General features: G+C 69.4%; 12 protein-coding genes and 1 CRISPR repeat array. Of the genes, 9 read left to right on the top strand and 3 right to left on the bottom strand.

Going from position 1 to position 18,994, the window contains the following annotated elements; translation table 11 throughout:
- Positions 1-23 precede the first annotated feature (23 nt).
- From cas5c to D7X96_RS15310, 8 genes are all read left to right on the top strand, one after another.
- A complete protein-coding gene (gene cas5c / locus D7X96_RS15345) occupies positions 24-692 on the top strand; it encodes a type I-C CRISPR-associated protein Cas5c (RefSeq protein WP_121770056.1) in 669 nt (222 codons plus the stop codon).
- Entirely contained in the window at positions 689-2,443 is a 1,755-nt protein-coding gene (gene cas8c, locus D7X96_RS15340) for a type I-C CRISPR-associated protein Cas8c/Csd1 (RefSeq protein ID WP_121770055.1), read from the top strand. Before cas5c ends, cas8c begins: the two co-directional genes overlap by 4 nt.
- Positions 2,444-2,484: 41 nt before the next feature.
- Complete coding sequence (gene cas7c, locus D7X96_RS15335) at positions 2,485-3,423, top strand: type I-C CRISPR-associated protein Cas7/Csd2 (protein ID WP_121770054.1); 939 nt, start codon at positions 2,485-2,487, stop codon at positions 3,421-3,423.
- 28 nt (positions 3,424-3,451) lie between these two features.
- The gene (locus tag D7X96_RS40440) at positions 3,452-3,730 is read left to right on the top strand and encodes a hypothetical protein (RefSeq protein ID WP_208647320.1); all 279 of its coding nucleotides are present in this window, start codon (positions 3,452-3,454) and stop codon (positions 3,728-3,730) included.
- A gap of 9 nt (positions 3,731-3,739) precedes the next feature.
- On the top strand, positions 3,740-4,030 hold the full coding sequence (cas2, locus tag D7X96_RS15325; protein ID WP_121770053.1) for a CRISPR-associated endonuclease Cas2: 291 nt from the start codon (positions 3,740-3,742) through the stop codon (positions 4,028-4,030).
- A 184-nt stretch (positions 4,031-4,214) separates the two neighbouring features.
- Positions 4,215-6,755: direct repeats of the CRISPR family, unit length 37 nt; unit sequence GTCGCTCCGCTCTTCGGGGCGGAGCGTGGGTTGAAAC.
- A 2,659-nt stretch (positions 6,756-9,414) separates the two neighbouring features.
- Positions 9,415-9,894 (top strand): SMI1/KNR4 family protein, encoded by a 480-nt coding sequence (locus D7X96_RS15320; protein ID WP_121770052.1) that lies wholly within the window; start codon positions 9,415-9,417, stop codon positions 9,892-9,894.
- Between the two features lie 660 nt (positions 9,895-10,554).
- Positions 10,555-12,405: a serine/threonine-protein kinase gene (locus D7X96_RS15315; RefSeq protein WP_233610197.1), complete on the top strand. Its 1,851-nt coding sequence runs from the start codon at positions 10,555-10,557 to the stop codon at positions 12,403-12,405.
- 75 nt (positions 12,406-12,480) lie between these two features.
- A complete protein-coding gene (locus tag D7X96_RS15310) occupies positions 12,481-13,791 on the top strand; it encodes an ABC1 kinase family protein (protein ID WP_120548102.1) in 1,311 nt (436 codons plus the stop codon).
- Positions 13,792-13,811: 20 nt separating this feature from the next.
- Here the strand turns inward: D7X96_RS15310 and D7X96_RS15305 are convergent, their stop codons facing one another.
- Positions 13,812-14,207, bottom strand: a complete 396-nt coding sequence (locus tag D7X96_RS15305) for a response regulator (RefSeq protein WP_120548103.1) — start codon at positions 14,205-14,207, stop codon at positions 13,812-13,814.
- 388 nt (positions 14,208-14,595) lie between these two features.
- Between D7X96_RS15305 and D7X96_RS15300 the strand changes: the two genes are divergently transcribed.
- A complete protein-coding gene (locus tag D7X96_RS15300) occupies positions 14,596-15,660 on the top strand; it encodes a chemotaxis protein CheB (RefSeq protein WP_244219591.1) in 1,065 nt (354 codons plus the stop codon).
- A gap of 16 nt (positions 15,661-15,676) precedes the next feature.
- Here the strand turns inward: D7X96_RS15300 and D7X96_RS15295 are convergent, their stop codons facing one another.
- Both D7X96_RS15295 and D7X96_RS15290 read right to left on the bottom strand, forming a co-directional pair.
- Positions 15,677-16,933 (bottom strand): sensor histidine kinase, encoded by a 1,257-nt coding sequence (locus D7X96_RS15295; protein ID WP_120548104.1) that lies wholly within the window; start codon positions 16,931-16,933, stop codon positions 15,677-15,679.
- On the bottom strand, positions 16,930-18,864 hold the full coding sequence (locus D7X96_RS15290) for a CheR family methyltransferase (RefSeq protein ID WP_120548105.1): 1,935 nt from the start codon (positions 18,862-18,864) through the stop codon (positions 16,930-16,932). Before D7X96_RS15290 ends, D7X96_RS15295 begins: the two co-directional genes overlap by 4 nt.
- Between the last annotated feature and the right edge of the window lie 130 nt (positions 18,865-18,994).

The following is an 18,994-nucleotide window of genomic DNA, read 5'->3' as shown; positions in this document are numbered from 1 at the left end:
CGGATGACGCACGGGAGGACGACATGAAAGCACAGGAGAGCCGGGTGTTCCGTCTCCGGGCCCGGGGACCGGTGGCGTGCTTCAGCCGGCCGGAGATGAAGGTGGAGCGGGTGAGCTACGAGGTGATGACGCCCTCAGCGGCGCGGGGGCTGCTCGAATCGGTGTTGTGGAAGCCCGCCATCCGCTGGCAGGTGCATGAGGTGGCGGTGCTGGCGCCCATCCAGTGGGTGAGCTTCCGGCGCAACGAGGTGAAGCAGCGGATGTCACCGGGGACGGTGTTCTTCGCGGACCACCCGGACCGCAGGGCGCAGCGCAACACGGTGGCGCTGAAGAACGTGGACTACGTGGTGTCCGCCTCCTTCCGCATGACGGACCGGGCCGGCGCCGAGGACAACCTGCGCAAGTTCGAGGAGATGTTCGAGCGCCGGTTGGAGAAGGGGCAGACGTTCCAGGCGCCCTACCTGGGCTGCCGCGAGTTCGCGGCGGAGGTGGAGCCGGCGCCCGCGCCCGGAGAAGTGAGGCTCATCCAGCCCGAGGTGGACCGACCGCTGGGGCTGATGTTCTACGACTTCGACTATCGCAAGGACGGCATGGTGCCGCTGTTCTTCGACGCGAGGCTGGCCGGGGGGCGGCTGACGGTGCCGCCATTGGAAGCCGTGCTGCGCGAACAGGGTGGGGAGGCGCGCCCATGATGATCGGCGCACTGTATGAGTACGCACTGCGGGAGGGGCTGCTGGAGGACCCCGACGTCGAGCCGCTGGCGGTGGATTTCTTCCTGGAGGTCGCGGACGACGGGCGCTTCCTCGCCCTGGTGCCCACCGCGGACGAGGCGGGTCGGGTGCCCCGGCGCGTGGTGCCGCGTGTACCCAAGCGGTCCGGCACTTCCGTCGTGGCCAGCTTCTTCGTGGACAACGCAAAGTACGTGTTGGCTCATGGCGGAGATGCGGCCAAGGCTCGCCTCAATCCCGCGCGCAATAAAGCGTTCCGGGAGTTGGTGGACGCGGCGGCGAAGGAGACGCAAGACCCGGCGGCGCGCGCCGTGTCCGCGTTCCTGGGGCGGCTCGATTCAGAGCGGCCGCGCATCCTGAAGCAGCGCGCCGAGTGGACAGGCGAAGAGCGGTTGGCCTTCCGGTGGTCCGGGGATGACGCGCAACTGGTGCACGAGCGGCCCGCGCTGCGCGAGGCCTGGCGCCGGAAGCGGAGCGCGGAGGAGGACGACGGAGGACGCCCCATGCGCTGCCTGGTGACGGGGCGTTGGGGGCCCGTGGCCCGGCTGCATCCATCCGTCAAGCGGGTGCCGGGCGCCCAACCCTCGGGAGCGTCCCTGGTGTCCTTCAACGAGGAGGCGTTCTGCTCCCATGGTCTGGACCAGGGCTACAACGCCCCAATCTCCCGGCCCGTGGCAGAGGGATACGTCACGGCGCTCAACCACATGCTGTCCGGCGACGGCGAGCGGCGTTACCGGCGGGGCGTGGCGCTCGGAAAGGACGCGGTGGCGGTCTTCTGGACGCGCGAGGCCGAGCAGGCGGTGGACGCGCTGCTGGCCCTGCTCGACGCGCCAGCCGCGCGGCAGGAGGACTCGACTCCGCCCGGTGCCCGCCAGGCGCTCCACTTCGCGGAGGCGCCGCTGCGGGGCCTGGAGCCGGCGGCGTTCGACGACAAGCCCTTCTATGCGTTGGTGCTGGGAGGGAACGCGGCGCGCGTTGTGGTGCGCGAGTGGTTCGAGTCCTCGGTCCAGGACCTCAAGCAGAGCCTGCGCGAGTGGTTCGATGACCTGCGGCTGGAGGGAGGCCGGGGCCGACCCCTGTCCCTCTGGCAGTTGCTGCGGGCCGTGGAGCCGCCGGGACGCGATGGCAACCCGCCGGACCTGGCCGGCAGGCTGCTGGCCGCGGCGATGATGCGCCGTCCCCTGCCCCGGGAGCTGCTGGCGGCGGCCCTGCGCCGCCTGCGCGTTCCGGACAAGGGCGAGGCCCCAGGCTTCCTGCTGTACGCGCGCTGCGCGCTCATCAAGGCCACGCTGCTGCGGCTGCGGCGGCTTTCCCCTCAACTCCCGGAGGTATCCGTGGCGCTGAACCCAGACAGTCCCGAGGTGTCCTATCAGTTGGGCCGGCTGTTCGCCGTGCTGGAGCGGCTCCAGTACGCGGCGTTGGGGGAGGTGAACGCCAGCATCAAGGACCGCTACTTCGGCGCGGCGATGGCGAACCCAGGCCTCGTGATGCCCAGGTTGATCCGCTTGTCCACGGCCCATGCGGCGAAGGCGGATCGCGCGGGCCGCTGGCTGGACAAGCTGATGGGGCAGATCATGGACCGGTTCCCCTCGAAGTCCTGGCCCCACGCGCTGACGCTGGAGGCCCAGGGGCTGTTCGCCGTGGGCTACTACCAGCAACGCGAGGACTTCTTCCGCAAGGCGGCGCCCGCGGAAGCTGAGCGTCCCGAGGCCTGAGCCCCCTTCCTTCCCTGTCTGTCTTTTGGAGTGAATGACCCATGTCCGAACTCAAGAACCGCTACGACTTCGTCCTGTTGTTCGATGTGAAGGATGGCAACCCGAACGGTGACCCCGACGCAGGCAACCTGCCGCGCATCGACCCGGAGACGGGCCACGGGCTCGTCACCGACGTGTGCCTCAAGCGCAAGGTGCGCAACTACGTGCAGCTCATCCACGATGGCGCGGATGGACACGACATCTACGTGAAGGAGCGCGGGGTGCTCTCCTCGCTCCACGCGGAGGCGTACTCCCGGCTGGGGCTGAAGGCCCAGGAGCCCGGCGCGGAGGCCGCGCCGGATTCGCCGAAGGGGGAGGGCAAGGGCAAGGCGGAGAAGAAGCCGCGCAAGTCCTCGGAGGTCGAGGTGGTGCGCAAGGTGCGTGATGAGATGTGCCGGCGCTACTTCGACGTGCGGACCTTCGGCGCGGTGATGTCGCTGAAGGAGGCCAATGCGGGACAGGTGCGGGGCCCGGTGCAGCTCACGTTCGGCAGGTCGTTGGATCCGGTGGTGTCGGCGGAGCACACCATCACCCGGATGGCGGTGGCGACGCAGAAGGAGGCGGACAACCAGGGCGGCGACAACCGCACCATGGGCCGCAAGACGACGGTGCCCTATGGCCTGTACCGGGCGCACGGCTTCGTGTCTCCATCGCTCGCGAAGCAGACGGGCTTCGGCGAGGGAGACCTGGACCTGCTGTGGAAGGCGCTGGTGGAGATGTTCGACCACGACCGGAGCGCGGCGCGCGGGCTGATGGCGACGCGGCGCCTGCTGGTGTTCCGGCACGCGAGCGCCCTGGGCAACGCGCCCGCGCACAAGCTGTTCGACGCCGTGTCGGCGCGGCGCAAGGACGACTCGAAGCCCCCGCGTGACTTCTCGGACTACGCGCTGAGCGTGGGGAGCGTGCCCTCCGGCGTGGAGGTGATGGAACTGGGAGGATGAGCGCGGGCCCAGCGAGTCCGACGCCCTCGTGCCCATCTTCGGCCTGCAGCACCTGGTGTACTGCGAGCGGCAGGCCGCGCTCATCCACGTCGAGCGCGTCTGGGAGGAGGACGCGGCGGGCAGGTGGCGGATGAGCGACGCGGCGAGGCGGACCTTCCTGGTGGCGTACCAGGAGGCGAAGCAGGTGGAGGTCCAGCACGAGTTCCCGGGGCAGCAGGTGTCCTGGGGCGGGTGCCGCACCTCCAGGCGCTATTGCTGGCGCGGGTCATCCGGGGCGACCTGGAGACGTATTCGCCCTTCCGGGTGAGGTGACGGGATGCTTGTGCTGGTCTGCTACGACGTGGCGAACGACGACACGGCGGGGGCGCGGCGGCTGCGGCGAATCGCGGAGGCGTGCAAGGACCACGGGGTGCGGGTGCAGTACTCGCTCTTCGAGTGCCGCGTGGGGAAGCGCGAATGGGTGGCCCTGCGCCAGCGGTTGTTGGACGAGGTGGAGCTGGCGAAGGACAGCCTGCGCTTCTATTTCCTGCACGCCGACGAGGAGGCCCGATGCGAGCACTACGGAGCGAGACTGCCGCTCGACCCGACGGGACCGCTCATCGTGTGAGGTGCGGCGCGAACCCCTCCCGATGGAGGGCCCGCCAGAGGTTCGTGCTCGGAGAATCCCGAGTGAGGCCGCGAGGTTGCACGGAGGGAGCTGTCCTTTTTTGTCGAGTGGAGACCTCCGGAGCGGGAGGTTCGCGGAAAAGGGCGGATATTCTTTGGAAATTTCATAGGTTGTGACCGGTAGGGTCGCTCCGCTCTTCGGAGCGGAGCGTGGTTTGAAACGCCACCAGCCCCGGCACCTTCGCGCCCTCCAGCGCGGTCGCTCCGCTCTTCGGGGCGGAGCGTGGGTTGAAACGCCCAGCGGCGCAGCGTCCGGGGCGAAACCTTCGCGCGGTCGCTCCGCTCTTCGGGGCGGAGCGTGGGTTGAAACCCCAGTACATCACCGCAGGCGACGCCGCGAAGGTCGCTCCGCTCTTCGGGGCGGAGCGTGGGTTGAAACCCGCGCAAGGGGAAGGGCATCCGCAACGACTTCGTCGCTCCACTCTTTGGGGTGGAGCGTGGGTTGAAACCTCAAGCGCAAGCGGCCAGCAACTCCGGTCGCTCCGCTCTTCGGGGCGGAGCGTGGGTTGAAATCTGGGAGTAGCCGCCCTGCCCCGGTGCGTGAGAGGTCGCTCCGCTCTTCGGGGCGGAGCGTGGGTTGAAACCTCGCGCTGCTCACCGTGGACGCGCCGGCGCCGCTCCAGTCGCTCCGCTCTTCGGGGCGGAGCGTGGGTTGAAACAAGGAAAACCCGGCCGTCGCGCTGCTGGTGCTGGCGGTCGCTCCGCTCTTCGGGGCGGAGCGTGGGTTGAAACGGGCGGCAGCTTCCTCCTCTACTACGACGAGGTGTCGCTCCGCTCTTCGGGGCGGAGCGTGGGTTGAAACCTCCTCCTGGTGGGAGCGGCCGGTCTGCTGGCTTCGGCGCTCCGCTCTTCGGGACGGAGCGTGGGTTGAAACATGGCTCGTCAGCCGCCCTTGCTCTTGCCCAGGTGTGTCGCTCCGCTCTTCGAGGCGGAGCGTGGGTTGAAACTCGTCACACCGCTTGAAGTCCCCGTGGGTGTTCGGTCGCTCCGCTCTTCGGGGCGGAGCGTGGATTGAAACATGTAGAGCCGGACCCACGGGCCAATGTTCTGCCGTCGCTCCGCTCTTCGGGGCGGACCGTGGGTTGAAACTTGAGCCAGGTGAGGAGCGCGTTGTTCTTGGTGAGTCGCTCCGCTCTTCGGGGCGGAGCGTGGGTTGAAACAACTGCTGCGTCACCACGCCCATCGCAGTGGCGGTCGCTCCGCTCTTCGGAGGGGAGCGTGGTTTGAAACCTAGTGGCCCGCTGTGACGGGCAGCCCATCCGTTGGTCGCTCCGCTCTTCGGGGCGGGGCGTGGGTTGAAACATTGTCCGGCTTGCTTCTCTGGACACTGCGGGGACTGTCGCTCCGCTCTTCGGGGCGGAGCGTAGGTTGAAACATCCTGGTGCTCGCCGACCTCGACAACTCCTGCGTCAGTCGCTCCGCTCTTCGGGGCGGAGCGTGGGTTGAAACGACATCGAGGACATGATCCCGGGCCAATTCGAGGTCGCTCCGCTCTTCGGGGCGGAGCGTGGGTTGAAACATCATCGGCGGGCAGCAGCGAAGCGCGGCGGTGGGTCGCTCCGCTCTTCGGGGCGGAGCGTGGGGGGAAACACCCAGGGCAGGGATCCGCTGACGGACAGCGCCGGTCGCTCCGCTCTTCGGGGCGGAGCGTGGGTTGAAACACGATCCGCCAGTAGCGGTTCGCACTGGGCGGGATGTCGCTCCGCTCTTCGGGGTGGAGCGTGGGGTGAAACAGGGGAGGGGCGTGGGCAGCGTCGCCGGCAGCGTCTGTCGCTCCGCTCTTCGGGGCGGAGCGTGGGTTGAAACTCCTCGGGGCCGCTGTGCTTGCAGCACCGCTGCTGGTCGCTCCGCTCTTCGGGGCGGAGCGTGGGTTGAAACCACGTCTGGGCGGCGTACAGCTACGCGCCCAACGCGGTCGCTCCGCTCTTCGGGGCGGAGCGTGGGTTGAAACCACGTCTGGGCGGCGTACAGCTACGCGCCCAACGCGGTCGCTCCGCTCTTCGGGGCGGAGCGTGGGTTGAAACCCGTACTTGACGCCCACGCCGATGACCTGGAAGTCGCTCCGCTCTTCAGGGCGGAGCGTGGGTTGAAACTTCGTGCCCAGGCGCTGGGCCACTTGGTTGTCGGTCGCTCCGCTCTTCGGGGCGGAGCGTGGGTTGAAACCCCTACTACCAGCGCGACCTGACGAACAAAAAAGGTCGCTCCGCTCTTCGGGGCGGAGCGTGGGTTGAAACAGCTCCGAGGTGAGGCAAAGGGTGGGGCGGCGCAGTCGCTCCGTTCTTCGGGGTGGAGCGTGGGTTGAAACTCGTCAGGATGACGGGCACCCGGAGAATGGGCTTGGGTCGCTCCGTTCTTCGGGGCGGAGCGTGGGTTGAAACCGCTTGAGCACGGCGGTGCTGCGGACACGAAGGTCGCTCCGCTCTTCGGGGCGGAGCGTGGGTTGAAACACCACGGCCATGAGGCGCGCGTAATAGGCGCGCTCCTGTCGCTCCGCTCTTCGGGGCGGAGCGTGGGTTGAAACCTCTACAACGACAAGGCGAAGGGGCTGGGTGAGTGTCGCTCCGCTCTTCGGGGCGGAGCGTGGGTTGAAACAACGACAGCTGGAACTTGCAGGGCACGCGTCCGATGGGTCGCTCCGCTCCTCGGGGCGGAGCGTGGGTTGAAACTTGGGGTAGCGCAGCAGCAGCTGGGAGCGCGCTTGGTCGCTCCGCTCTTCGGGCGGAGCGTGGGTTGAAACACCAACGGCTGGAAGGCCATGACGCCGGTGCTCCGGTCGCTCCGCTCTTCGGGGCGGAGCGTGGGTTGAAACACCATCGCCGACCCGGCCAGGTGCTGGAGGAAGGTCGCTCCGCTCTTCGGAGCGAAGCGTGGGTTGAAACAGGCCCGGGTGGCGGAGTTGGAGCGCGAGCGGGGTCGCTCCGCTCTTCGGGGCGGAGCGTGGGGTGAAACCACGCTCCGTGCCCGGAGGCCCTGCGCGAGCGGGGTCGCTCCGCTCTTCGGGGCGGAGCGTGGGTTGAAACTCCGGAAGGTAGATCTCCGGGTTCTGGTTGGCCACGTCGCTCCGCTCTTCGGGGCGGAGCGTGGGTTGAAACGGCGCGTTCCTGGAGCGCGAGGAAGTTCCGATGGTCGCTCCGCGCTTCGGGGTGGAGCGTGGGTTGAAACAGGTACCGGTTGAAGTAGTCGGTGTGGCTGGTGGCGCCGTCGCTCCGCTCTTGTGGGTGGAGCGTGGGTTGAAACACGGACGACGGCAGCATTCTCCAAGACGGCGCCAGTCGCTCCGCTCTTCGGGGCGGAGCGTGGGTTGAAGCAGCATCCAGCCCCCGCGCACCTGCGGCACTCGAGAGTCGCTCCGCTCTTCGGGGCGGAATGTGGATTGAAACGGAGGCGTGCTGGAGCATCCGCGGGACTCGCACGGTCGCTCCGCTCTTCTGGGCAGAGCGTGGGTTGAAACTACAAGGACGCGCTAATGGTCCACACCGACGGCGACAAGTCGCTCCGCTCTTCGGGGCGGAGCGTGGGTTGAAACCTCCGCCACCCGCCACCTCCCTCGCCGTCCACTCCGAGTCGCTCCGTTCTTCGGGGCGTAGCGTGGGTTGAAACCACAGGATCAACACCATGCGTAGCATCACTGTCAGGTCGCTCCGCTCTTCGGGGCGGAGCGTGGGTTGAAACCTGCGCATCTCCCCGGTGGAGCGGCGCACCGCAGAGGTCGCTCCGCTCTTCGGGGCGGAGCGTGGGTTGAAACCTTGGAGGACGTGAGACAGCCAATGCGGACGGGTCGCGCCGCTCGTCGGGGCGGAGCGTGGGTTGAAACTTCGGGGAGACGGTGCGCGCCTTGCCGTCCGCGTCGGTCGCTCCGCTCTTCGGGGCTGAACGTGGGTTGAAACGCCGCTGCCAGAAGGGGTGCGTCGCGGGGAGAATGTCGCTCCGCTCTTCGGGGCGGAGCGTGGATTGAAACATCGCCATGTGGCGAGTTGCTGCGGTAGTGCGCGCGGTCGCTCCGCTCTTCGGGGCGGAGTGTGGGTTGAAACCACCGCGACCTGCGGACGCTGGAACTGCGGCTGTCGCTTCGCTCTTCGGGGCAGAGCGTGGGTTGAAACTCCGGCAACGGCCCGCGGCCATGGTTGATCGACGTCTCTCCGTTCTTCGGGGCGGAACGTGGGTTGGAAACGAGGGACCGCTGGCGAAGAAGATGTCCGTCACCGAGTCGCTCCGCTCTTCGGGGCGGAGCGTGGGTTGAAACACCGGCCCTGTTACCGTCGATGCGTACGCTGCCGTCGCTCCGCTCTTCGGGGCGGAGCGCGGGTTGAAACCAGCAGTGGGCGGAACAGGAGACGGAGTTCTCCAAGTGTCGCTCCGCTCTTCGGGGCGGAGCGTGGGTTGAAACCCCAACACCGCCCTGTGCGCGCTGCAGGTGGCGGGTCGCTCCGCTCTTCGGGGCGGAGCATGGGTTGAAACTGCATCGCCATGTTTCCGCCGGTATTCTTCGCCAGTCGCTCCGCTCTTCGGGGCTGAACGTGGGTTGAAACACCTGCTCGGCGATGCCGATGTGCTGCGGTGCTATGTCGCTCCGCTCTTCGGTGCGGAGCGTGGGTTGAAACTACAACCAGCAGCGGGCCGACCGGGCCGTCGTCAAGTGTCGCTCCGCTCTTCGGGGCGGAGCGTGGGTTGAAAACTCGCGGTGGTGGTGGCGGCGGCGTCCTGGGCCTCGTCGCTCCGCTCTTCGGGGCGGAGCGTGGGTTGAAACAGGTTTCCGGTGTAGTTGTTGTTGATGTCGCCAGGTCGCTCCGCTCTTCGGGGCGGAACGTGGGTTGAAACTTGGGGTCGCACAGGAGGGCCGCCGTAGTGTCCTGGTCGCTCCGCGCTTCGGGGTGGAGCGTGGGTTGAAGCTCTTCCAGAGCGATAAGCACCATCTCCCCGGGGGGGCGCTCCGCTCTTCGGGGCGGAGCGTGGATTGAAACGACTCTCCGCGCCGGTACTGCATCAGGTCCATGGTCGCTCCGCTCTTCGGGGCGGAGCGTGGGTTGAAACCCGGGGGCAACACGGGCGCGGTGGAGGCCATCCGTCGCTCCGCTCTTCGGGGCGGAGCGTGGGTTGAAACTTGAGGAAGTGCGGCTCCGGGTTGACGGTGTCCCGGGTCGGGGCGGAGCGTGGGTTGAAACTACGACTTGCTAACGACGAAGGGCTACGGCCTGGGTTGCGCCGCGCTTCGGGGCGGAGTGCAGCGAGCATCACGCCGTCAATGCCGGGCCATGCTGCTCCGCCGGAGCGGCGTGGCGGCAGAGTGAACGCACGCGATCAACTGTGGTTTCCTGAGGTGGCTCCGTGTCGATGAACGCCCTGCTCGAAGAGGTCTCGCGCCTCCACCACGCACGCCCTCCCGCCACGCCCGAGCAGATCGACGCCTTCGAACAACGCGCCGGATGGCGGTTGGACCCGGACCTCCGCGCCTTCTACCTGCACTGCGATGGCGCGGACCTCTTCGACCGAGTCGACCCCGCGTTCTCCTTCCCGCCACTGTCCGAGCTCCGCCGCGCGCGGATCGTCATGAGCCAGGACGACACGGACCGGTCAGGCCCCGCAGCCTGGTACGCCATCTGCGAGGTCCGCGACGGGAACTACGTCCTGCTCGACGTGAGCCAGCAGCACGACGGCCGCTATCCCCTGCGTGACGGCTTCCGCGAAGGCTTCCCGGATCCATCCCAGTGCCCCCAAATCGCCAGCGCCTTCTCCGAGTTCCTGGAGGGCGCCCTCCGCTCCAACGGACGCTGGTTCTGGCTCAAGAAGGTGGCGCAGGAGGGGTGACGAAACCCCGCGTCCCCGCCGCACGCAGCCGCGTCCTGACAGAAGCCTTGAAAGCCCCGTCATCCGTGCAGGCCACTTCATCCGGGGCCGATTTGTCGGCCTCCCGACACAGTTCGAACCGAACGTTCCTCTAGGGCCGCAGTGTCTTCCCGGCTCCCGCAGCCAGATGCGCAATCACGGCTTTCTTCGAGAGCGGACGAGATGTTTTCCAGCGGAGATGTTCATGTCGCTGCGCACTGGAAACCCGCACGGCGTGCTGTCATCTTGAAGGGACTTTCGCTGCACGGCAGGACGGTTGAAGGGAAGGCGGAGCGGAAGTCGCCCAAGGTCTTGCGGACCAAACGTATTGGGATGTGCTGGACGGAAAACTGTTCCGTCCCGGGGCTGTAAAAACTCCCCGTAACCGAGGGGTGTCTGCCGATGAACTGGGACCCACGCCGCATCCGAATGTCGGAAAAGCGAAGCGGATCAACCGGTTGGCGTGGCCGACCGCGTGAACCGGAAAACCCCGGTTGCTGGCACACCGCTCGCATCGGCCGCTGACGCTGTCCTCACCCCCGCATCGCCTTCGCAGGTTCCGGTCCCTACGTGCTCGCCCCGTCGCCTCTCATCTGTTCTTGCGGTCAGCCCCACTCCGAAGCGGAGGCGTGTCCCACGCTGATGCGCGGGCTGGACCTCAATGGCGGCACGATGCTCTACGCCGGCACGCCGCCGCCGGGACCCGCGGCCTCGCTGCCCGCACCGCCCACTCCCATGTCGTCTCTCACGCCCGTGGTGCCTTCCCTCGTGGGCCAGGAGTTCGGCCGCTTCCGCGTCGTGCGCGAGCTGGGCCGCGGCGGCATGGGCACCGTGTTCCTCGCGGAGCACACGCTCATCCAGAAGCGCGTGGCCATCAAGGTGCTCCACGCGCACCTGGCCCAGGCCCCGGAGCTGGTCGCGCGCTTCCTGTCCGAAGCCCGCACGCTCACGCTGGTGCAGCATGAGAACGTCGTCACCCTCTACGACCTGGACTCGCGCGACGGGCGCCCGTACCTCGTCATGGAGTACCTGGAAGGCGACAGCCTGGCCAACTTCGCCCGAGGCCCCATGGCCCCGGCGCTCGTCGTGGAGCTGATGACGCAGGTGTGTGACGCCCTGGGCGCCGCGCACGCGCACGGCATCGTCCACCGCGACCTGAAGCCCGCCAACGTCTTCCTCGTCCCCAACGCCAACGGCAAGCAGCGCGTGAAGCTGCTCGACTTCGGCATCGCCAAGCTCCTGTCCCGCCCCGCCGGTGAGATGACCACCGAGGTCGGCGTCCTCCTGGGCACGCCGGAGTTCATGGCCCCCGAGCAGTGCGGCGACGGCATCGTGGACGCGCGCAGCGACCTCTACGCCGCCGGCGTGCTCGCGTACCTGCTGCTCACCGGCCAGGTGCCCTTCTACGGCCGCACCGCCGCCGAAATCCTGGTGGGCCACCTGCAGAAGGAGCCCGTCCCGCCGCACGAGCTGAACCCCGCCGTGCCGGAGGCCCTGTCGCGAGTGCTGCTGCGCGCGCTGGCCAAGCGGCCCGACCACCGCTTCGCCTCCGCCGCGGAGCTGAAAACGGCCCTGGAGGCGTCGCTCGCGCCGCCGCCCGCGCCCTCCGCGCCGCCGCTCACCGCGCTGCTGCGCGGCCAGGGCACGCAGGCCCCGGTGGAGCTCAAGGGCGAGTGGGTGGGCCGCTCCGGCCTCTTCTTCCAGTCCACCTCCACGCCCCCGGCGCTCCTGTCGGAGGTGTCGCTGGTGCTGCGGCTGCCCGGCGGCGAGCTGCCCTGCACCGCGCAGGTGGTGCGCCACGTCACCGCCGAGCAGGCCCAGGCGTGGAACATGTCCCCGGGCTTTGGAGTCCAGCTGCGCGACGCGAGCCCCGCCTTCCAGGCCCAGCTGGCCCAGCTCAAGAACAGCACGCGCGCCACGTCCGCGCAGACCGCCGCCATCCCCACGCCCGAGGACGCGCAGGCGGAGGCCGTGCTGCAGGGCTTCCGCCGGCGGCTTGCCGGGGACCCGTACGCCGTGCTGGAGCTACCGCGCGACGCCACGCTGGAGTCCGTGCGCACCGCGGCCCAGCGCGCCCGCGGGGCCCTGGAGCTGCTCAAGGCCCGCCCGCTGTCGGACAGCCAGCGCGCCCAGGTGGACCGCGCGCTGGATCGCGTGGCCGGGGCGCTCCACACGCTGGGCAACGTGGAGCGGCGCGTGGAGTACGACGCCACGCTGGGCAACGTGGAGGGCATCGAGCGGTGCCTCGCCGCGGGCCTCACCGCCACCATGCTGGAGCAGTGCCGCCGCCGCTTCCTCGCCGGCAACACCGGCCGCGAGGGCCGCGCCGCCGTCCACCGGCTGTCCGGTGACGCGCTCGCGTCCGTGGGCCGGCTGGAGGAGGCGCTCGCCGCCTACGAGCTGGCGGTCCGCGCGGACCCCTTGGACCTGGAGGGGCTCAAGCGCTGGCGCTTTCTCCGGGCCCGGGTGCGCGGCTCGGCCGCTCCCAGGTAGGGGAGCCGGGCTCACATCCATCCCGGGGGCGTCTTGCGTATGGGAGAGGAGTCTTCGTTAATCCTCTCCTCTCCCATGGCTTCCGAACCCGACGACAAGCTGCCGCCCCAGGGGCGCTTCAACCGCCTGCGCAAGCTGGCCGGTCTCTCCATGCACGTGGGCTCGGAGGTGCTCAAGGCGGGCGCCAAACAGCTGTCCGGGACGAGCCCCACGGAGCTGCTCAGCCTGGGCACCGCGGAGAAGCTGGTGGCCACGCTGGGGGAGATGAAGGGCGCGGCCATGAAGCTGGGCCAGGCCCTCTCCATGGACCCGGACCTGCTCACGCCGGAAGTGCGGCAGATGATGGCCCGGCTGCAGAACCAGGCCCCCGCCATGTCCTACGCGCAGGTGTCGCGCGTGGTGCAGGAGGAGCTGGGCGCGCCGCCGGAGGCCCTGTTCAAGGAGTTCTCCCCGGACGCGCTCGCCGCCGCGTCGCTGGGCCAGGTGCACCGCGCCGTGCTGCACGACGGCCGCCCCGTCGCCGTGAAGGTGCAGTACCCCGGCATCGACGTGTCCATGGGCCACGACATGGACAACCTGGGGCTCGTCGTGAAGACGGTGTCCAAGACGTCGCGGATGATGGACGGCACCGCCTACTTCCAGGAGTTCCGCGACGAACTCATGCTGGAGCTGGACTACCGCCGCGAGGCGCAGCTGGCCAAGAGCTTCGCGAAGAGCGTGTCGCGGCTGCCGGACCTGTACGTGCCCCAGGTCATCGAGGAGCGCAGCGCCCACCGCGTGCTCACGCTGGAGCTGCTGGAAGGCCAGACGCTCAAGGACTGGGTGACGACGTCGCCGGATCCGGAAACGCGCTTCCGCGTCGCGCGCCAGCTCATCCGCGCCACCTACGGGCCGTTCCTGGACGCGGGGGAAATCCACGCGGATCCGCACCCCGGCAACTTCATGGTGATGCCGGACGGGCGCATGGGGCTGCTGGACTTCGGCTCCATCAAGCGCTTCAGCCCCACCTTCGTCACGGCCAACCGCCGCATGTTCCAGCAGGCGCTGCGGCTGGAGACGCTGGACGTGCTGGGCCTGTGCCGTGAGGTGGGCTTCTCCGTGGAGCTGGCGGAGGCGGAAGCCGAGGTGCTCCTGCGCGAGGTGCTGCACATCGCCGGGCGGCCCATGCGCAGCTCGCCGTATGACTACGGCACCTGCGACATCAACCGCGACATGCGCAACCACTTCACCAAGAACGCCGCGCGCATGATGCGCATCCGGCCGCCCCCGGAGGCGATGATGTTCTTCCGCGCCACCGGCGGCCTGGCGCAGAACCTGCGCCTCGTGGGCGCCGCCGGTGACTTCCGGCAGGTGTTCCTGGAGGTCGGCGCGCTCGTGGGCGAGTAGCCCATCGGCTCAGGTGCCGGTCAGGTGCCCGCGGCGACGCGGGGGCGCTTGTGCAGCCGCTCCAGCTTGCGCGCCAGGTCCGCGCCCTGCGTGCTCTTGGACAGGTAGCCGTCCGCGCCCGCGGCCAGCGCCAGCGCGCGCAGCTTCGACTCGTCCGACGCCGAGTAGAGGACGAAGCGGGTGTTCTCCGGGGCCTGCTGCCGCGCCAGGGCCAGCACCTTGTCGCCGCTCAGCGCCGGGATGTTCACGTCCAGGAGCACCAGGTCCGGCGCCGTGGTGCGCACCAGGTTGGACACCCCCAGGGACGAGCGATGCGTGCGCACCTCGAAGTTGTACGAGGACAACGAGCGCTCCGTCAGCGCGAGCTGGTCCGGGTCATCGTCCACGATGAGGACGCGAATCTTGGTCTCCGACATGGTGGCTCCCCCTGGAACCGACAGTTGGGTGCCCCGGCCGGCAAGATGCCGCCCCAGGGAAAACAGTGGCCCGGGCACTTCCCGAGTATCACCCACCCCTCTCCCGTCTGGCCAGCGTCCCTGGAATTTTCTGAAACCTTCCAATTGAAACCACATGTTTCACCCTGCCGGGTGGGCACTCCCGGGGACCATCCCGGGTTTCGCGGGGTACGAGCGCCCCAGGGCAGGTGGGTGGCCTCCCGACCTGGAGGAAACCCATGACGCCGTACAACACATCCGCCGCCTGCCCGTCCGTCGAGGAAGGGGGCTGACCGGGCCGCACGGCCACGGCGCCCTGCCTAGCTTGAGAGAGACGCGGTGAGTCCGCTTCGCGCCGGGGGATGGGAACGTGAACGTGCAACGCCACGACATCGTCGTCATCGGCGCATCCATGGGGGGCGTGGAGGCCCTGACCCAGCTGGTGAAACAGCTGCCCGGGGACCTGGCCGCCTGCGTGCTGCTGGTGCTCCACGTTCCCGCCCAGCGCCGCAGCTACCTGCCGGAGATCCTCACCCGCTCCGGTGCCCTGAAGGCCCACCATCCCCAGGACGGAGACGCGCTGGAGCCGGGCCGCATCTACGTGGCGCCCAATGACAGACACCTGCTGGTGGAGCAGGGCCGCGTGCGGGTGATGAAGGGTCCCAAGGAGAACGGCCACCGTCCGGCGGTGGATCCGCTGTTCCGCTCGGCCGCGAGCAGCTACGGCCCGCGCGTGGTGGGCGTGGTGCTGACGGGCGCGCTGGACTGCGGCACCAGCGGCCTCATGGCGGTGAAGAAGGAGGGCGGGCTGGCGGTGGTGCAGGACCCGCGCGACGCGTTCTGTCCGGACATGCCCAGGAGCGCGCTGGAGTTCGTGGCGGTGGACCACTGCGTGGGCCTGGAGGAACTGGGGCCGCTCCTGACGCGGCTGGTGGACACGCCCGTCGCGCCGCGCTCGCGCAAGCGGTCGCGGCAGGTGGAAACGGAGGTGAAGGCGATGAAGGTGGACATCCCTTCCATGGATGACCCGCCCTCGCCGCTGGAGTACGCGAAGCCGTCCTATTACGGCTGTCCGGACTGCGGCGGCGTGCTCTTCGAACTGGAGGAGGACGGCTTCTTGCGCTTCCGCTGCCGCACGGGCCACGCGTACACGGCGGAGGCGCTGTCCGGCTCGCAGCAGAACCAGCTGGACGGCGCGCTGTGGGCCGCGCTGCGGGCGCTGGAGGAGAGCGCGTCCCTGTCCCGCCGGCTGGCCGCGCAGGCCCGGGAGCGCAGCCATGACCGCTCCGCGCTGCGCTTCGAGGAGCGCGCCCGCACGGCCGAGGCCCAGGTCGCGCTCCTGCGCGAGGTGGTGCTCGCGGCGCCCCGCTCGAATGCGCTGGCCGGAGAGCCGAGGGTGCTCGGTGTCCCCGAGGAACCGGAGCAGACGGGCTGAAGGACCTTCCCTTGCGTCAGCGCGTCCCGCCCCGCGCGGACGCGGCCTTCAGCGCGGGGAAGGTGAGCGTGAACACCGCGCCCCCTTCCGGGCGGTTGGCCGCGGTGAGCGTGCCCCCCGCCTGCGTCACCACGCCGTGGGCCATGGACAGCCCCAGGCCGGTGCCCTTGTCGCCCTTGGTGGTGAAGAAGGGCTTGAAGATGTTCTCCAGGTGCTCCTGCGGAATGCCGGTGCCCTCGTCCTCCACCGTGAGCCGCACGAGCTTGCCGGCCTTGAAGGCCCGCACGCGGATGACGCCGCCCTGGAGCATGGCGTCGCGCGCGTTGATGATGAGGTTGATGACCACGTAGCGCAGCTCCATGGCGGAGCCGGTCACGTGGGGAAGCCCCTCGGGCAGCGCCACGTCCAGCCGCAGGGAATGGCCGCCCTGGCGCGACTGGTGCTCGATGCCGCCCCGGACGATGTCCACCGCGTCGCGGACCACGTCCGCCAGCTGCACGGGCTCCAGGACGGAGCCGGGCTTGCGGCGGGAGAAGTCCTGGAGCCGTTCCACGCGCGCCTCCGCGTCCGCCACGACGCGCATGAGCGCGTCCAGGTGCTGCTGGCTCCTGGGCGTGGGGGGCACCTCGCGCTGGAGCAGCTGCAGCCGCAGGCGCATGGCGTCGAGCGTGGAGTGCAGGTCGTGCGCGATGCCCGCCGCCAGCTCGCCCAGGGCGCGCACCTTCTCGCGCTCCAGCAGGGTGGCGCGCGCGTTCACCAGCTCCGCCTCGGCGCGCGCCTGTTCGGTGATGTCGCGCACCAGCACCAGCACCTGCCCCTGCATGTGGCCGGTGACGCGCTCGGCGCGCACCTCCAGCACCCGGGGGTGGGGCTCGCGCGCCTGGCGGTAGCGCGCAACGCTCGCGACGCCTTCGGGGCGCCCGAGCACCGCCGCGGCCTCCGCCTGGCCCACGTCGCGCAGGGCCATCCGCTCCTCGCCGTCCTCCTCGCGCCGCCACGGGCCGCGCAGCCGCCCCAGCGCATGCCAGCGGTTGTTGGCCAGCACCACGCTGCTGGCGTTCAGCACCGCGAGCGCGCTGTCGCTGGTCTCCAGCGCCCAGCGCGACAGCTTGAAGGTGATGCCCTGCCTCCGGGCGTGCTCCCCCAGCTTGCGCACCAGCGCGGCGTGCTTCTTCAAGAGCTCGCGGTACTTGTGCAGGAGCCCCTGCGGTTCCTGGGCGCTGGTGCCCGGAGCGGTGGAGGACGCGGGCGGGGGCGCGCGGTGGGGGCTCATCCCTTGAGCTTCTCCTGCAGCTGCCGGTTCTCCTCGAGGAGCGCGGTGGTGCGGGTGGTGTCCTCGAAGAGGATGATGGAGCCCAGCACGTGCGTGTCGGTGATGAGCGGCGTGGCCACCAGCGTGGCGCTCCCCTTGCCCCCGTGCGGCAGCTGGTAGGGGACGCTCTCCAGGCGCAGCGAGCGCTTCTCCTGCAGGTGGCGGCGCAGCTTGAGCAGCAGCGCGCGCTTCAGCGCGGGCACGTGCAGGGACCACAACAGCTGGCCCACCGTCTCACGCTCGGTGAGGCCCAGGAGCCTTTCGGCGGCCAGGTTCCAGGTGGTGATGCGGCCGTCGCCATCCAGCACCAGCACCGCGGCGGAGAGGGTGCGGATGATGGTGCGCTGGCAGAAGGTGAGCGCGTCCATCTCCAGCGTGCGGTGCGCCAGCTCCCGGTTGGTGGCGTCCAGCTCCGAGTTGGCGGACTGCAGCTCCTCGTTGGTCGTCTCCAGCTCCTCGTTGGTGGACTGGAGCTCCTCGTTGGTCGTCTGCAGCTCCTCGTTGGCGGACTGGAGCTCCTCGTTGGTCGTCTCCAGCTCCTCGTTGGACGCGCGCAGCTCCTCCGTGGAGGACTGCATCCGCAGCTGCATGGCCTGCAGCTCCTCCTGCGCCGCGCGCAGGTTCTGCTCCACGCCGCGCAGGTGGGTGACGTCGTGGATGATGTACAGCAGGCCCTGCCGTCCGCCCGCCGACTCGCGCAGCGGCACCACCTGGATGCGCAGGGCGATGGGCTCTCCGCTGGAGACCTCCATCATCCCGTCGGACACCTCCCTGTCGGAGGCGCTGGAGCGCACGCGCTGGCTCTGCTCGACGAGCAGGTCGCCGCTCAAGCCCGGCAGTCCCAGCGAGGCCAGCCGCTTGCCCAGGACCTCCCCCTCGGTGCGGTTCCACATGCGGGCCGCCGCGCGGCTCCACAGCGTCACCGTGCCTTCGCTGTCCGTCGCGATGTGCGGACAGGGGTGCGAGTCCAGGAGGTTGCGCAGGAACGAGCGCTCCAGGTCCGGCGCGGGGATGAGGGTGCGGGGCAGGGGCGTGGGCTCCGGGGGCAGGCGGTCCTGCGTCGTGCTGGTGAGTTCCGCCTGGCCGTCCTTGCGGTAGATGCGCCGGGCCAGGTCGCTGGGCCGGAAGAGCCGGGCCGCGAAGGGGATGAGCTCCGAGCGCCCCAGCACCATCAGGCCGTTGCGGCGCAGCGCGAACTGGAAGCGCGCCAGCACCCGCTTCTGCAGCTCCGAGTCCAGGTAGATGAAGACGTTGCGGCACAGGATGATGTCGATGCGCGACACCGGCGCGTCCGACACCAGGTTGTTCACGCCGAACACCACCGCCCGGCGGATCTCCTTGCGCACCGTGTAGCTGTTGCCGGTGCGCACGAAGAAGCGCGACAGCCGCTCCGGGGAGACGTTCTCCAACTGCTCCGGCGTGTAGATGCCCCGGCGCGCGGTGGCGATGGCGTCCTCGTCCACGTCCGTGCCGAAGACCTTCAGCTCCGCGCCGGGATAGCCCGGCCCCAGCGCCTCCGCGGCGATGATGGCCAGCGAGTACGCCTCTTCACCGGTGGCGCAGCCCGCGCTCCAGATGCGCAGCTCCGCGTCCGGCCGCTGGCGCACCAGCTCCGCCACGCTCTGCTCCAGCGCCTGCCAGACCTCCCGGTCCCGGAAGAAGGTCGTCAGCTTGATGAGCATGGAGGAGACCAGCGTGCTCACCTCCGTGGGGTCGCGCTCCAGCAGCGCCAGGTAGGCCGCCCGGCTGCGGCAGCGCGTGGCCTGCATCCGCCGTTCAATGCGCCGCTGCAGCGTGGCCCGCTTGTAATTGCGGAAGTCGAAGTTCCGCACCTGGCGGACCTTCTCCAGGATGGCTTCGAGCTCGCTGTCACGTGGAGGCTTGGGAGCCATACAGAGGGACGTAGCCCAGCGGGTGCTAACCGGGCAAGACCTGCATTCCCCCTCCCGGAGGAGCATTGCTGGCCATACTCCTCGTCCGGGTCAGGAACCGTGAAACGTTCGCTGGCCTCCTTCCGTGTGA

The sequence above is a fragment of the Corallococcus interemptor genome, assembly GCF_003668875.1.
GTDB lineage: Bacteria > Myxococcota > Myxococcia > Myxococcales > Myxococcaceae > Corallococcus > Corallococcus interemptor.
Note: the sequence above shows the minus strand (reverse complement) of the source record. Positions and strands in the feature narration are given on the sequence as shown.